The organism is Ignavibacteriota bacterium (assembly GCA_016707525.1).
Taxonomy (GTDB): domain Bacteria; phylum Bacteroidota; class Ignavibacteria; order UBA10030; family UBA6906; genus JAGDMK01.
Window position 1 is genome coordinate 35,386 of record JADJHP010000011.1, and the last position, 15,267, is coordinate 50,652.

10 protein-coding genes are annotated in these 15,267 nt (G+C 61.0%); 2 read left to right on the top strand and 8 right to left on the bottom strand.

What is annotated here, in order from left to right:
• Nucleotides 1-190: 190 nt before the first annotated feature.
• Genes IPI01_16735 through IPI01_16745 form a run of 3 tightly spaced genes read right to left on the bottom strand, consistent with a single transcriptional unit; the run spans nt 191 to nt 7,202 of the window.
• The gene (locus IPI01_16735) at nt 191-2,359 is read right to left on the bottom strand and encodes a T9SS type A sorting domain-containing protein (GenBank protein ID MBK7259411.1); all 2,169 of its coding nucleotides are present in this window, start codon (nt 2,357-2,359) and stop codon (nt 191-193) included.
• Nucleotides 2,356-3,702, bottom strand: coding sequence for a hypothetical protein (locus tag IPI01_16740; protein MBK7259412.1), 1,347 nt, complete (start codon nt 3,700-3,702; stop codon nt 2,356-2,358). The genes IPI01_16735 and IPI01_16740 overlap by 4 nt, the downstream gene beginning before the upstream one ends.
• Nucleotides 3,699-7,202: a T9SS type A sorting domain-containing protein gene (locus IPI01_16745; protein ID MBK7259413.1), complete on the bottom strand. Its 3,504-nt coding sequence runs from the start codon at nt 7,200-7,202 to the stop codon at nt 3,699-3,701. Before IPI01_16745 ends, IPI01_16740 begins: the two co-directional genes overlap by 4 nt.
• 265 nt (nt 7,203-7,467) lie before the next feature.
• Here IPI01_16745 and IPI01_16750 point away from each other — a divergent pair, with 265 nt between their 5' ends.
• Nucleotides 7,468-8,985: a cellulase family glycosylhydrolase gene (locus tag IPI01_16750; protein MBK7259414.1), complete on the top strand. Its 1,518-nt coding sequence runs from the start codon at nt 7,468-7,470 to the stop codon at nt 8,983-8,985.
• A gap of 34 nt (nt 8,986-9,019) precedes the next feature.
• Here IPI01_16750 and IPI01_16755 read toward each other — a convergent pair whose 3' ends face one another.
• The 4 genes from IPI01_16755 to IPI01_16770 all read right to left on the bottom strand — a co-directional run bounded on the left by IPI01_16755 (nt 9,020) and on the right by IPI01_16770 (nt 12,442).
• Nucleotides 9,020-9,631 carry a helix-turn-helix transcriptional regulator gene (locus tag IPI01_16755; GenBank protein ID MBK7259415.1) on the bottom strand — a complete coding sequence of 204 codons (612 nt, stop codon included), beginning with the start codon at nt 9,629-9,631 and terminating at the stop codon, nt 9,020-9,022.
• 260 nt (nt 9,632-9,891) lie between these two features.
• On the bottom strand, nt 9,892-10,134 hold the full coding sequence (locus IPI01_16760) for a DUF4160 domain-containing protein (GenBank protein ID MBK7259416.1): 243 nt from the start codon (nt 10,132-10,134) through the stop codon (nt 9,892-9,894).
• A gap of 139 nt (nt 10,135-10,273) precedes the next feature.
• Nucleotides 10,274-10,918: a hypothetical protein gene (locus tag IPI01_16765; GenBank protein ID MBK7259417.1), complete on the bottom strand. Its 645-nt coding sequence runs from the start codon at nt 10,916-10,918 to the stop codon at nt 10,274-10,276.
• Nucleotides 10,919-11,266: 348 nt separating this feature from the next.
• A complete protein-coding gene (locus tag IPI01_16770; GenBank protein ID MBK7259418.1) occupies nt 11,267-12,442 on the bottom strand; it encodes an alpha/beta hydrolase in 1,176 nt (391 codons plus the stop codon).
• 350 nt (nt 12,443-12,792) lie between these two features.
• On the opposite strand from IPI01_16770, the gene IPI01_16775 reads away from it, so the two are divergent.
• On the top strand, nt 12,793-13,221 hold the full coding sequence (locus tag IPI01_16775; protein ID MBK7259419.1) for a hypothetical protein: 429 nt from the start codon (nt 12,793-12,795) through the stop codon (nt 13,219-13,221).
• Nucleotides 13,222-13,391: 170 nt separating this feature from the next.
• On the opposite strand, the gene IPI01_16780 is transcribed toward IPI01_16775, so the two are convergent.
• A complete protein-coding gene (locus tag IPI01_16780) occupies nt 13,392-15,086 on the bottom strand; it encodes a M1 family metallopeptidase (protein MBK7259420.1) in 1,695 nt (564 codons plus the stop codon).
• Nucleotides 15,087-15,267 lie beyond the last annotated feature (181 nt).

The window sequence follows — 15,267 nt, forward strand, 5'->3', positions numbered from 1 at the left end:
TGGGCCGGTCCCTGTTGCGGTGGGGGCTCCGGCGGTTCGGTGTGGGCGATCGGCAGGCCGAACTCAACTCCGGATGCACTCCCTGATGCATGGTGGCCAATTTCCGGACCTAACATGCACGAATTGTTGTTTTGCTCACCATCTTCTAGAAGAATGGACATTGGACCCAAGCAGCCCACCATCTCCAACATCATCTGAGAACGATCATCTTCATCGTCTGATCGAACTTTCCGCCACGATCCGACTGCTCGACCGTGCACCGGTAGAAGTACACGCCGCTCGCAACACTGCCGCCCGCGTCGGTGTCCGCATGCCACAACACAGCGTGCGATCCGGCGGGCTGCACCCCGCGTACCAGATGCCGCACCGCACGTCCGAGCACATCATACACCGTGATCGTCACTTCGCTCTGCGCCGGAAGCTCATGCCGTATCGTCGTCACAGGATTGAACGGGTTCGGATAGTTCTGCAGCAACGCAAACCGCGAAGGTTGTTCCGCCTGCTGCACACCCACCACGACCGACGGATTGAACACCCAGGCGTCCTCTGACGATGGGAAATGATGCGCGATGATCATGAACTGGTCCGTCCCCGGCCACACATCCCCTGCACTGCGGGCACAGGTCATCACCCACATGAGTGGCGTGGTGGCATTGTTGGACAGGTTCACGGCGAGCGCGGGATCCGGCGTGTCCGTGTATGGCGACCTGAAAATGAACGCCAGTTCACGTGCCCCACTGTTGTCGGTCGTGGGAGGACCGGGCCAGTACCGACCGTCGAGACGCCCGATGTTCAGATTGTTCTCCAGGTGCCCGACGGCAAGCCGCGTCGGGGGATCCGTCTCCATGTCCCATGCCGAGAACGGAACGCTGAAATTGTAGTCCTGATACGGATAGCCGCTTGCCCAGTTGATGATCCACGGCGCGAATTCCGGCTTCGCGGGGGAGCTCGTTGGGCTAACGTCGCGCAGAAAGCGGTAGCCGCGCGACATGTTCGTGTCTGCAGGAACGGCCCGGGGATCCCACAAAGCATTGTTGTCCACCGCGGCGAGTTTGAGCAGCACGGTGTGGCAGTCCGCCACCGTGAGCATCGTCCCGATCCCCCCGAGGGTGACGTGCATCGCAGCTCCGATCGTGCCACGCTGCGGATCATGGGCATCAGGGAACAGAGCATTGCTGAATCCCTCCAACCCGATCCCCCGGAACCCACCCACCGGAGAGAATCTGAGTGTCCCCTGCGGCACCGCCCACGATCTCATGCCGGGGCTCGTACCGATCGTTCCCCGGAGCACCTTGAAGCCATCCACCACCGGACTCTCATGCCCGAGCGCGTCAGGCGGAGCATGGGCATCAACGAGCACCACTCCGGTCGTTGAGTCCTTCAGCGAGTAACTGCCGATCACATCGGCGCTGTCAACGGCACGGAGGACATAGAGATGATCCTTCACGAGCGACGGGTCGGCGATCCGGATGACGAACGATCCTGATGCCTTCCCGCTGATCTGCCGGAGCGGTGAGGTGGACACCGGACCCGGCAACGGCCGCACGGGAAAGACGAGCGTATCCCGCCAGACGTTCGCACTGTCGTCCGTTACCACCACCGCCATGCGCATCGTCGAATCCTGATAACCGCTGGGTACATCGAACACGAAGTAGCTTCCCGGAACAGTGGCGTCGTACTGCGGCTCGAATCGTCCATGGGCGGGAAGCGCCGGAATGGTGTACTTCCCGCTCCCCGTGAACGGAGCCGATGTGGCAACCAGGTTCGGCATTGCCAGCGGTGCATCGTTCCTCAGCGAAAAGATGTAGCGCACGTTCTCGCCGGGGTTCGCGATGCCGTCGCTGTTGATATTGTCGGAGGCGACGCCGAAGGAAAGGACCGAGATCGGCACGGTGGTGATATGGTCGAGGACGTTGCCCAGGGCGATGGTTTCACCACCGCGATACGTGAGCAGCGCCCCGGCCTTCATGCCTGTGTGCTGAACGGGCACCTGCGCCGTCCCCGCCCAGATGCCATCACCCGCGGTGCCGTCATCGTGCAACCCATCATCCGCGAGGGCGACCGTAGCAACAGTCCAACCCGCAGCGGTCGTGAGTTCGATGGCTGCGGCAACGAGAGGCCCCTGGCGCGCATCGCAGTGGAATGTGACCGCTGCCTGTGCGGTATCGCGCGCCACGGTACCGGTCACCGCCGGCATGCGGCGCCCGAAGGAGAGGTTCCTGTGGAAGCTCTGCACCGTGCGGACATCAGACCGCAATGCCGTGATGCTCGCGAGGCGATCGGTCCCCTGCGACGCGAGGCAGGCAACGACCACCTGTTGCGTGTCGCCGTTGGCGAACGTGAACGGGCCAGTGCTCATGCACATGCGGCGGTCGCTCGGGACAAAAGGAGCCTGCCCGTCCACTCCACCCGCGCTACCGTGGTCGACTTCACTGGGTCGCCGCTGAAGCAGAACCTCGTGGTGTCCGAGGTGTTGATATCGAGGAACTGGCGTCCGGCGTGCACATCGGTGCCCTGCATCAGTCGATACCACTGGAGATCCCCGTTCGTCCCCCGCGCCGGGTCGTTGAACTGGTGGTAGCCGTCCACGAATACCACGAAGGAGCTCATCCGGAGGTTCCTGAAACCCGGACGCCTGGAGGAGAGGAATAGCGCGGTGTCCGTGGGAGCCCCCGGTGTCATCGGGCCCTGGATGAATGTAAATCCGGCCGCGGGCACAGCGACGCCGTAAGTCGCATCGAACGCGCCGCCATTGTACACATAGCCAAAGTCGAATGTCGTATCGCACCCCACGTGGTCGTCCCCCGCATACCCGAGGTCAGGGTCGGACCATTGCGTGATGTACATGCTATCCACCGGCGCGCCGCTCTTGTTGATGAGCACCGTGCTGATGAAGATGGTATTGCCGAGCACGCCATTCCGCCCGTACCCCCAGATCGTGCGTTGCACTTCGATGCCGATGGGCGGGCAGCCGGCGAGGCGCTGGGTGAGACTGTCGTTCATATCATTCGCAACGTACCAGAGCGTCTGGCCCGCACCGGGTTGGCCGGGGATGTCCACTGCCGGGTCGTACATGCCGTCTTTGTTCACATCCGTGAACGGGGCACCATCGGCGGCAGGCCATGCGTTCCAATCCGTGATGTAACGGTCGTAGATGTCGCGTGCCGAGAGCGGTTCATAGCGGCTGATGTATAGGACATCTTCGGCGTTGAGCATCGCCGCGACTGCCGGAAACGGGGTGTCCGGACCGACATCCGGGCGGACGCTGTAGATGTGGTATCGTGGATCGGAGGGGTCTGCGGCAACCGGGCCCGTGGTCGGGGTTCCGTTCGTCAGCAGCGGCCCGGGTTGAAGGGCATGCCAGTAGACGGACCCGCCCGCCTTTGCCGTGTCGCGGCCTTTATGGAAGCCGCCCCAGAGAAGGCCATCCTCGAAGATGATATGTTTGTCGGAGCCTTTGGGGAATTCGAACCCCTCGTTGCTCAGCGAGAACTTGTTGTGCGACCCGTCGCCGTTGTTGCCGTAGTAATTGAAGAGGTTGTTGATGAGGAAGGGGCGGTACGATTCGTTCGTCAGCGTTGCGTGTGATGGTGCGGCCCTGTCGTTGCCGGAGGCGACGGCGCTTGTGCGTGATGCGGCGATCGCCACGCATGCCGCCATCGCACTTATCAGGATATGCCGCGCCGGGGTATTCACGTTCACCTGAGAACGATCATCTTCATCGTCTGATCGAACTTTCCGCCACGATCCGACTGCCCGACTGTACATCGATAGAAGTACACGCCACTCGCAACAGTACCGCCGGCATCGTTGTCCCCATGCCAGAGCACGGCGTGCGACCCGGCGGGCTGCACGTCGCGCACAAGGTGCTTCACCGCGCGTCCGAGCACATCGTACACGGTGATCGTCACTTCGCTCTGCGCCGGAAGCTCATACCGTATCGTCGTCACGGGGTTGAACGGGTTTGGATAGTTCTGCATCAATGCGAACCGCAAAGGTTGTTCCGCCTGCTGCACGTCCGCTACGACCGACGGGTTGAACACCCATATATCCTGCGATGACGGAAGGTGATATGCGTTGATCAGGAACTGATCCGTCCCCGGCCACGGCTCTTCTGCACGCCGGTTGCACGCGATGACCCACATAAGCGGCGTGGTCCTGTTGTTCGACAGGTTCACCGCAAGCGCCGTGTCCGGCGTATCGGTATATGGCGACCTGAAAATGAATGCCATCTCGCGTGCAACACTATTGTCCACCGTTGTATCGCCGGGCCAGTAGCGCCCATCGAGAAGCCCGTCGATGGCGTTGTTCTCAAAATGCCCGACGGCAAGACGCCCTGGAGGGTCGGTGTCCATATCCCATGCCGAGAACGGCACGCTATAGTTGTAGTCCTGATAGGGGTAACCGCTTGCCTTGTTGATGATCCATGGGGCGAACTCCGGCTTCGCAGGGGTGCTCGTCACCCCGACCGCGCTCAGAAAGCGATAGCCCCGGGAGAAATTCGTATCCGCCGGCGCGCTCTTCGGATCCCACACCGCCTGGTTGTTCACGTTCGCGAGCTTCAGGAGCACGTTGTGGCAGCGCGGAAACGAGAGCGTCGTCCCGATCCCGCCGAAGGCGTAGGTCATTGCCGAACCGATCGTTCCCCGCGCGTGGTCATACGCATACGGGTCGGCAGAAGTGCTGAACCCCTCCAACCAGAGGCCCCGGAACCCGCCTACGGGCGAGAACCTGAGCGTCCCCTGCGGCACCGCCCACGACCTCATCCCGGGGGTCGTATCAATCGTGCCCCGGAGCACCTTGAAGCCGTCCACCACCGGTATGGTGTGCCCGAGCATGTCGGGCGCCGGATGATGGTCAAGAAGAACGACGCCCGTCGTGGAGTCCTTCAGCGTGAACGTCCAGGCCGTCCCCGTACTGTAGTCACCGCGGATCACGTAGAGGTGATCCTTCACCTGTGCGGGGTCGACGATCTGAATGTGATATGCGCCTGAGGCCTTGCCTGCCGCGTGCGGCAGCGGTGTTGTGTACACCTTCCCCGGGGGGACCTGCACCGGGAAGCTCAGCGTGTCGCGCCAGATATTGGCGCTGTCATCCTTTATGACGATCGGCACGCGGAAGACCGTATCCGGATACGCCGGCGGCACATCGAAGGAAAAGTAGCTCGTGCCATCGACCGCATCGTATGCGCGCTGGAACAGCGCACCGCTGTTCAGCACCGGGATGTCGTACCAACCACGCTCCGGGTCCCGCAACGTTCCCGTCGCGGCCAGCCTCGACAGCGGGAAGGGTGCATCATTCCTCAGCGAGAACACGAAGCGGACGTTCTCCCCGGGGTTCGCAACGCCGTCGCTGTTGATATTGTCGGAGACCAGAGTATGTGACGCGATCGTGAGCCGGGCGGTGGCGATATGATCCACCGCGTTGTTCCACACAATGGTATCGCCATCGAGATACGTGAGGTGCAGATCGGCCTTCATTCCTGTGCGCTGGAGGGGGACGTACGTCGTTCCTCCCCAAATGCCGTCGCCCATTGCGCCATCATTGTCCAGCCCATCATCCGAAAGAACGAACGCAGTGACGGGCTGTCCGGTGTAGGTCGAGAGCACGATCGCGGCGGATGTCACGGATGCGCCCCGCGCATCAACCCTGAATGATACGGCAGCCTGTGTGCTGTCAGAGGACGCGGAGCAAACGATAGCGGGCATGTGCCTTCCGGTGGAGAAACCTGCATACGCACTCTGCACGGCGCGGAGATCGGACCGCATCGTTGCGATGCTCGCAAGGCGGTTCACTCCCTGCGAGGCGAAACAGGCAACGATCACCTGTTGCGTGTCCCCGTTGGCGAACGTGAAGGGGCCCATCATCATGTTGAAACGCGGCGGGTCGAGCGGGGAGCCACCCAATCCGTCCACCCACCCTGCACTCCCGTCGGTGGACAACACCGGGTCGCCGGCGAGACAGAACGCGGTCGTTTTGCCGGTCAGCGGGTCGACGAATGGGACCCCGGCACCGTGGGTCAGGCCTTTCAGGATGCGGTACCATTGCACATCCCCGTTCACCCCTTGCGCCGGATCACCGAACGGGGTTCCGAAGAGAGTGAACGCACTCAGCCGAAGGTTCCTGAATCCCGGCCTCTGCGAGGACAGGAACAACGCCGTATCCGTCGGAGCGCCCGCAACCACCGGTCCCTGCAGAAGGACATAGCCCACCGCTGGTACGGCGGAACCGTACACGGGGTCGGTTGCCGCTCCATTGTACACATAGCCCAGATCGCGCGTCGTATCGCATCCCACGAAGTCATCGCCCGCGTGTCCGAGATCCGGATCGGACCACTGCGCGATGTACATACTGTCCACCAGCGCGCCGCTCTTGTTGATGAGTACTGTGCTGCTGAAGATCGTATTGCCGATCACGCCGCCGCGCCGGTATCCCCAGATCGTGCGTTGCATCTCGATCCCTATCGGCGGACAACCGGCGAGGTACTGCGTACGCGCGGTATCGAGATCGTTCGACACGTACCAGAGCGTTTGGTCCGCGCCGGGCTGTCCGGGGACATCCACCGCGGGATCATAGGCGCCATTCGTGTCCACATCCGTGAACGGCGCGCCGATGGCCGCCGGCCACTCGTTCCAATCCTCAACGTATCGGTCATACAGGTCGCGTGCGGTCACGGTTTCGAAGCGGGCGATAGAAGACACCTCATCGGCGTTCAGCATCGCTTCAACATCCGCGAACGCCTTGCCCGGATGAACATCCGGGCGCACGCGGTACATCCGGTACGCCGGCAGGCTGGCATCCGCGGCAATGGGATCGGTGGAGGGGCCGCCATTCGCGATGATGGGGCCGGCCTGGAGTCCGTGGCGGTATACCGAACCGCCAACTTTCGGAACAGCACGGCCTTTGTGATAGCCGCCCCAGACAAGACCATCCTGGAACACGGTCGTTTTGGTGGTCCCTATGGGGAACTCAAACCCCTCGTTGTTCGTGGAGAACGGATTGTTCGACCCGTCGCCGTTGTTGCCGTAGTAGTTGAAGATGTTGTTGATGAGGAACGGGCGGTACGAATCGTTGGTGAGAGTGCTGCGGGGTGCGTTCAGCTTCTCATTGCCCGCCGCATGGAGTGGGATGGATGCGGCCGAAAGGACAGTAAGTGTGATCAACGTACACAACCCTGTGCGGCGTACGGGTGCTATCTTCATTGATGACTCCCCTCAACAATGAACCCACAGCGTCCAGCGTGAATGGCCGGGAGAGACCACTGCGCGCAAAGTCAATGCGCATCAGAAGCTCACCGGCGGCGCATCTCCGGTGTGGCACCCATAAGATACTCAACGTATTGTTGCGGGTCAACCACGCCGGCGGGTGCACCCCTTCATGATTTCGGTGCGACCACGAATGGTGCAACTCACCTCCGGGAAGCGTACATTCAGTTTCACACGCCCACAGCCATCGGAACCTTCACCCATGTCATCGGACCGCATCCTGAGATCCCCACGGACCGCAGCGATACTCTGCCTCCTGTTGCTGCTGCCGGGCACCTTCGCCATCGGGCGGGACACCACCGTCATTGTCGTGCATGCGGACCGAGTGCGCACGCCAGTCACCTACGGCATCGGGGCATCGTGGCACGCCGTCAGCGAAGACTCCATCGACATGGACACATCGTACACGTGGGCCCTCCGCACCATCAATGCACGCGGAAGCGCCTGGGGCGGCAACCCGCCGCTTGCCGACACCGCGGCATGGCGACAGCTCGCGTGGCATGCGCGGTGGCTGGGGTTCACGTTCCTGCGCGTGGAGCTGGAAGCGCGGATGTACGAACCCGCGCGGAACATCTTCGACTGGAACAACGAGGAGATGGGGGCGTTGTACCGGATCCTCGACCATGCCGAGGCCAGCGGGGTGAACGTCTTCCTGCAGCAGATGTGGAGCAACGTCGGGTGGAACGCCTATCCCGGCGTGCAGCCGTTGTTGAGCGCGCCGCGGTCCGTGGATGATTTCGCGGAGGGGCTTGCCGCGCTCATGGAGCATCTCACGCGCGTGAAGGGGTACACCTGCATCCGGTGGTTGTGCATTACCAACGAGCCACCGGGAGGGAGCTGGGGGTCGTGGTGGATGACCGGCGACAGTGCCGCGCCATACACACCTGCGTTGCGGGCCGTGCGACGTGCGCTCGATGCGCGGGGGCTCAGCGTGGCGCTCTCCGGCCCCGACTGGACCGACCTTCCGTTGTTCGACAGCACAAAGATCGACTTCGATCCCTACATCAGCGCTTACGACATCCATTCGTATCAGGGGATCGACAGTGCGAAGCAGCAGCGGCTGGGGGCGTGGGTGCGCTGGGCCCGGGCGCACGAAAAACCGATGTTCCTGTCGGAGATCGGCGACATGTCGCTCGGCTGGCGCGACACCAATGCCGGTCCGAAGACATTCGCGGCTGCGCTCTCCAATGCCGAATCCATACTGCGCGGGCTGGATGCAGGGGTGAGCGCATTCAACCGGTGGAGCTTCACCAACCGGGGCGATCTGGACGGACAGTGGCAGCTCGTGCGCACGTGGGACATCCAGCAGAAGCGGTATCTTGACGGCGTCCGGATCGAGCCGGCGGCGTATTACGGGTACGGCATCATCACGCGGTTCTGGATCCCGGGGGCATCCGTGCTCGTCACCGATGCGGTGGCGGACACGCTCATCCTTGCGCAGGCGTTGCGGGGGGCGGAGGGGGAGATCACCATCTACATCGTGAACAAGGGGCGATCAGCCAGCGCGGTGACTGTGATGGTAAGCGGCGGCGGCAGCAGTGACAGGACGCTGTACCGGTATGTGGCTGCGGAAGAGACCGTCGATCGGCCGGACTATCGCATGGACCCTTCTCTGGTGATACAGAAGAGGGGTGAGCCGATCCGGGTGGTGCTGCCGGCGCGGAGCATCACCACCTTATCGTCATTGAAGATGCCGCATGAAGCGCCGGCGCGGCGGTGAGGCCGCACCTGCACGGATCAAATCGTCCACAATCTTAGTGCGAGGCCAGCAATTCTTCGACCTGCACGTCCAGTGCGCGTGCGAAGTTTTGAAGAAGGGCGACCTTTGGCAGATAGTCCCCTTTTTCGATCCGCAGGATGGACCACCGGGAGGATCCAACCTTCGCAGCCAGGGCCTCCTGGGTGATGCCGTGATGTTCGCGTGTGGCTCTGAGTTTCGCCCCGAATGACCTGGCGGTCAGCTTCCGTTCCCGAAGGGACGCAGCTTTGCGTTCCGGGGCTTTGCACACTGCGAATTCGCGCAGGACATCATGAGGGACAGGGATCTCCGCACCTCCACCGGCCGTGAGCGTGATGAATGTCCGCTCGCCGGCGATCCGCAATGAATCCCAATGGATGTCGTCTTCCTCGGCGATACGGCGCAGCGACCTGAATGGTACCACGGCACGGACGTTGTCGCCGAAGCGCACATGAAGCCCGTCGTCCGAGAACCGTGCGTTCACGATGATCTCTCCCGGCTTCCTCTCCGCTGTCCCGACGAGAAAGCGCAGCAGCCGGTCTTGACCATTCCTCCCCTCAAAGACCCTCGCGCCGGAGAGATCAAGCCATTCCCGGAGGAGGGCCTGCGACGTGGACCGTTGATCCATCCCTTCGGAGAGCAGGAAGATCGGGGAAGAATGCCTCGTGTGGTGAAGGAATCCCCGTAACTGTTCAGTCCGGGGTACACGTGCCTGGTCGATCTTCACGATCCAGAGAGTGTTCGCAGCATCATGCGACAGCACGGGGAGCTGCTCCATCGCGGACCAGTCATGTGATCCTGTCCGGCGAAACACCCATCGGATGCTCTCCTCCAGATCGGACTCGAACCCTACGATCCTGACTCCGAACTCCCTGTGGTCTGCCTTCTTCATTCTCGATCGCTTTGTTCGTTCACTTCAGCCCAGACGGCAAGAGCATGCACACGGTGCCTGGATACCACACGCTCCAGCATCCGGGATTCCCGTTGCGAGACGGCATCCATGACCCGAAGATCGAACAGTGACACCCGCGAGACTTTGCCGTCATAGTACACATGAACATGCGGTGGCGGATGTTCATCCCGCACGTGCACGTAGATCACATACTTGCCATCCGTCGCAATACGGGGCATGACGCGGACTCTCCCAATGTAGCATAACTGCTACACACTGTCAAACGGTGCCATACTGGAAGTACACACATCATGCCCGTAGTACGAAGTGTCTGTGGAAATATATGCGGAAAGAGGACTAGGCACCGGCACTATGTACTCACCACTGATTCAGCTGGTTCAGTGCCTCTTCCAGAGATTCCTTCGGTCCGTCGGATTCGTTTGAACTGTACTCCTTCCCATCCTTCGTTGCTGACCAATCCCATCCGTGCCGCATGGAGCAGAGTACGGTGAGTTGGTCGCCGGGGCCGGACAGCCGGCCACCCAGCCCATCGCGGGTGATCTCGCTCGCGAGCCGGAGACACTCGTTGAGGTAGTCCGTGGTCTCGGGTTCGGGCATATAGGTGCCGCCGTAGGGAAGTTGCACGAGCAGGCGGAGCGGGCCTTTCACCACATAGTAGTGCATCATATACGAGTTCATGCCGTAGCCATCGTGCGCGAGGATCGCGTAGTCCTGCAGCGCAGGATCGTCGAGTTCGTCAGCGTGCGCCTCGAAGGCGAACGGGGCCAATTCATCCGTGCGGGTCGTGAAGCCCCAGTCGCGCTGCTCCATGAGGCGGGCAGCAAGGTCCTCCGGGATCTCGGGGAAGAATATCCCCGATGCCTCGATGAGCGTGCGCGCCCTGGCGGCGATGCTCGTGTCCCCTTCTGCTGGCGCGGATGCAGCAGTGACTATTTCCAGCGCAGACCGCCGACGTGTCGATGTGTTCAGCAGATCGAGTGGAGAAACGTATCGTGTCCTCATACTCCCCTGTTCTCCCTGTTGATGAAACCGCGTGTTCCATGAAGTGTTGCCCGCGCGATGCCGTCCTCGAAGAACGTGAGGGCGTCGTACATCGGCGGGATGATGAGTTCGAGTTCACCTATTCTGCCAGGTACGATGCTGAATTCGTCTCTTCCCTAAGATACGCCGGGCGCTCGAGGCGACAGGATCAGAATCTGATACAAATGAAGGGCTGCCGGGGAGAAGTGAAGGAATCGGGGATTGATGGTGGCATGTGCGGGGAACAAACAATTTGACGAGGGAAGGCGCAGCGGGGCGGTCTGACTCATCGGCCGCGGACAGGATCGATCGCCGGTCCCCGCTGCAAATCTAGTGCTGCGGCATCTCTCCCGAGGGAGATCCCTTGCCATCAGCAAGCGCATTGACACCCGTCAGCACATCGTGGGCGATGATGGTTCCCATTCTCTCCGGCTCCTCGAACATGGGGCTGTGTGCCGAATGTTCGAAGGTGTAGAACCCTTTGACCGGTGCGGTGAGCCCATCGAAATACGACCGTGCGAGAGGATAGGAACAGGTATAGTCGTGGATCCCGTGGAAGAAGTACACCGGGATGCTGAGTGCGGTCACCTCCTTCGCCAGATCAGTCCGAACCATCGAATCCCACAGAATGCTGATGCCCGACCTGGATTTTCCACTCCACATCCGCACCTTCTCCGTGAAGGTGTACTCCGGAAAGAGCAGCGACGGCCAGAAGAGGCCGGACACCACCGATGTCATGTCGTGCATCGTGCCGATACCCAAAGTGTGCATGGCCTCGTCGCGCAGGGCGCTGTACCCCGGCGGTACATCCGCAGCGAGCGTGACGGGCGCCTTTTCAAGCCGCCGGACCATGTTGCTGTCGCCGAGTTCCCGGAACCGCTGGAGCATGAACTCGTACGCCAGTTTCTCCGAAGCGAGCTGATACGACATCTGTGCGACACCGATGTACGCGTGGTACAACTCCGGCATCCGGGCAGCCGCCTGGATCCCGAAGAATGTCCCACCTGAGTGAGCCATCAGGTAGATCTTCTCCTTCCCGAAGCGCGTCCGCAGATAGTCCGTCAGTACCCTGGTGTCGGAGATCAACTGCTCCACGGTCATGGTCTCGCGCGGGATATCGGGGTGAGAGGAGATCCCAGCACCGCGTTGCTCCCACCATACGACCGTGACATGGTCTTCGAGCCCCGTAGGATAGCGCTCAGTAAGAAAGTAGTCGGGCATCCCGCCATGGAGATAGAGCAGAACGGGTTTGAGCGTGTCCGCGCCTTTGATGAACATCCCCTGCTCCACGCCGTTGATCTTCAGGAAGAGCTTTTGCGAGATGCTACGGGGGAGGGGTTTGCCATCGGCGGAGAGAACCGGAGCAGGGGTGCCGGGACTGTGGAGCCAGATCCATCCCGCAAGAAGGAGAACGCATGCCAGAACGGCCGCACATACAATGATCACCACACGCAGTCCCTTTCGCCCGAGGGATAGTGAAGAGTTGGCGGATCGTTCCTTCATCATTGCTATCGCCTTCTCATTTCAGGGGTGGCCGGATCCAGGCGATTCTCCTTGAACCTCAAAGGCACCTTGGGTATCATTCAAGATGATGCGGCCTCGTATCGACGCCACGAACCAAGGAACTCACAGTTCAATGATCTCACGCAGAACCTTTCTCAGCGCTTACTCCGGATGAGCGCAAGCTCGTCCGGTCGCTCATCACCGGTCAAGATCCAGTATTCCCTTGATACCCTTGCGTACAGCACGGAGTCGTCATACCGCGCGCCGCTCACGGTACTGAGGAGCGTGTCGCCCATTGCTACGATGGTGCGGTCTTCGCTGCAGCCGCACTCGCCTGGAACGACGATGCGCCGTTGATCGTCAATCTCTTTCCGAACTCACGCGACGACGAGCACCTCGTTGCCCTCTTTCGTCGCAACGGCTGTTGGGGCGCGGTCGGGCAATCCAATTTCGTCGGGTTGCGCTACCGGGAGCCCATCCACCGGACCTTGTGGGAGCTCATGATCAGCTATTTCGAGCAGTACTTCAATGTCGCCGGAGAAAAGACCTTTTGCAGCTATACGAAACCGTTGAGCCTCAATAGATTCGATCGGGCACGCTGGATGACGGATGCAAAGGCGATGGACCTCATTGCAGACCATCTGGAGTCCATGCCTCAGGTTCGTCTACTGACGCCGGCGATGGCCCGAACTCTCGCGAAGGTGGATCCGCTCTCGTACGCGGCCGGGCTGCAGGGTTCGGTCGCAGACGGCCTCTTCAAAGTCGAGGACAAGAAGAAGTAGCCGAGCGTCACGCGAAAGACAAAAGACCCGCCTCCCACTTCATCGATGGTGATCACCTCCTGAGGAGAAAGCTAGCCGTTGAGAAGGTCATTTCCGTCATAGAGATGGGCGCGACACGTGTTGCGGGAGAGAGGGATGACAGGAACTCTACCTCAGCGATCCAGGCAGGTCTACCGCCTCCTCATCTCCGGGGTCGCGGGATCGAGATACGAATAGTTGAGCCGCACATCCACATAGAAGCGATCTTTCTCGATTTCGAAGTCTTCCGGCGCGAGGCCGCCCAGGCTCATCGTTTGCCATTCCGTAGTGGGGGTGATCCAGCCCCACTGGCCCTTCCCCGTTGTTACGCGGATAGGCATAGTGAAACCCTTCACGTCGGTTCTCCAACGGTAGCGTGCCGAGGATTCGGGGCCCTTCTTCCAGGACGACACCTCCAGCAGCGGGATCTTCGGGAAGCGCAGGTATTGATCGAAGAAGTAGCCGAGGTCCGTGCCGGCGCGCTGTGCAATATAGCCCGTGATATCCTCCCCCGTCACCGTCTGCATCGAGAACTTCTCCATCAGGCCGCGCAGGATCGAGAACCAGAGCAAATCGTTGTCGATCACGCTGCGCAGCGTATTCAGGACAAGCTGGCCCTTGTCGTACATATCCCCCGACCCCTCGCGGGCCACGTTGAACGTGCCGATGATCGGTGACCGGTTCCCCACGTTGGGCTTCTTGCCGTTAACATACTTCAGGGCCTCTGCGTAGCCGTACTGGTATTCCACGAAGAGCGCCTCCGCATAGGCGCCGAAGCTCTCGTGTATCCACATATCCGCCACATCCTTCGCCGTGATGGCGTTTCCCCACCACTCGTGCGCGCTCTCGTGGATGATGATGAAATCGAACTTCAGTCCCGCCTCAGACGGCGCGCGCCCGCGGTAGCCGCCGATGTACCAGTTGCCGTAGGCCACCGCCGACTGGTGCTCCATGCCCGTGTGCGAACACTCCACCAGCTTGTAGCCATCGCGGGGGAAGGGATAGGGGCCGAAGAACCGTTCGAAGCACGCCATCATCGGCTTCACCTGGGCGAAGTGGGCCTTCGCCTTCTCGAGGTTCTCCGGCAGCACGTAGTAGTCCAGCGTGAGCGGAGTCTTCCCCTGGTACGTATCGGCGAAGTGGGCATAGTTGCCGATGTTCACCGTCACGCTGTACGTATTGATCGGGTAGCTCACAAACCAGTTGTAGCGTGTCCAGCCGTCGGCGCGCACTTCTGTGGAGCGCAACCGGCCGTTGGAGATGTCTGTAAGCCCGGGTGGAACAGTAATGCTGATCATCATGCTATCTGGCTCATCCTCCTGATGGTCCTTCGTAGGCCACCAGAGGCTTGCACCGGTACCCTGGCAGGTCACCATCACCCACGGACGGCCAGACTTGTCTTTGTCCCAGCTGAACCCACCATCCCACGGGGGACGTTTCGCCACGATCGGTTTGCCGCTGTAGGCGATGCGGAGCGTTTGCCGTGAACCCGCGGGAAGTGCATTCGGGAAGTCAATGAACACCGCGTCGGCTTCGCGCGTGAAGCTCACCTTCGCCGACGAACCCTGAAGCGTGATGCCGTCGATCTTCATGTTCGCGAAGAGGTCCACCTGCATGCGTGTGAACGGCCGCACCACGTCGAAGACGATATCATTCGACCCGCGGAGGGAGCTATCCGCAGGATCGACGCGGACGTCGAGATGATAGAACCTGACGTCGTAGCAGGTCCGTTCGGGAGAGAGCATGCCCCGGAGGGAGTCGGCGCGGGTGAACAATGTGTCGGGCTGTTGGGCGAAGAGGGGGGAAGACAGCAGAACTGCACATATGAACCGTATATGCGATTTCATCGGTCTCTCCTGCCCGTTGACTTGCCACTCGTACGTGGAGTCTTCATGATTGTGCAGCAATTTCGTCCGTCGTAAAAACAACCTACGAACGATGGTGTCCCTTCATATCGGGCCATACCGTCGATAGGTCTCGAAATTTGCCGACAGATCCAAATTGCCCATTTTGAGTTGTGCGTATTCG

What these genes read in the sequence shown, in the direction of transcription:
- IPI01_16735 (MBK7259411.1), bottom strand. Translation starts at nt 2,359, where the DNA reads ATGAGCACTGGCCCGTTCACGTTCGCCAACGGCGACACGCAACAGGTG.
- IPI01_16745 (MBK7259413.1), bottom strand. Translation starts at nt 7,202, where the DNA reads ATGAAGATAGCACCCGTACGCCGCACAGGGTTGTGTACGTTGATCACA.
- IPI01_16750 (MBK7259414.1), top strand. Translation starts at nt 7,468, where the DNA reads ATGTCATCGGACCGCATCCTGAGATCCCCACGGACCGCAGCGATACTC.
- IPI01_16755 (MBK7259415.1), bottom strand. Translation starts at nt 9,631, where the DNA reads ATGGATCAACGGTCCACGTCGCAGGCCCTCCTCCGGGAATGGCTTGAT.
- IPI01_16760 (MBK7259416.1), bottom strand. Translation starts at nt 10,134, where the DNA reads ATGCCCCGTATTGCGACGGATGGCAAGTATGTGATCTACGTGCACGTG.
- IPI01_16765 (MBK7259417.1), bottom strand. Translation starts at nt 10,918, where the DNA reads ATGAGGACACGATACGTTTCTCCACTCGATCTGCTGAACACATCGACA.
- IPI01_16770 (MBK7259418.1), bottom strand. Translation starts at nt 12,442, where the DNA reads ATGATGAAGGAACGATCCGCCAACTCTTCACTATCCCTCGGGCGAAAG.
- IPI01_16780 (MBK7259420.1), bottom strand. Translation starts at nt 15,086, where the DNA reads ATGAAATCGCATATACGGTTCATATGTGCAGTTCTGCTGTCTTCCCCC.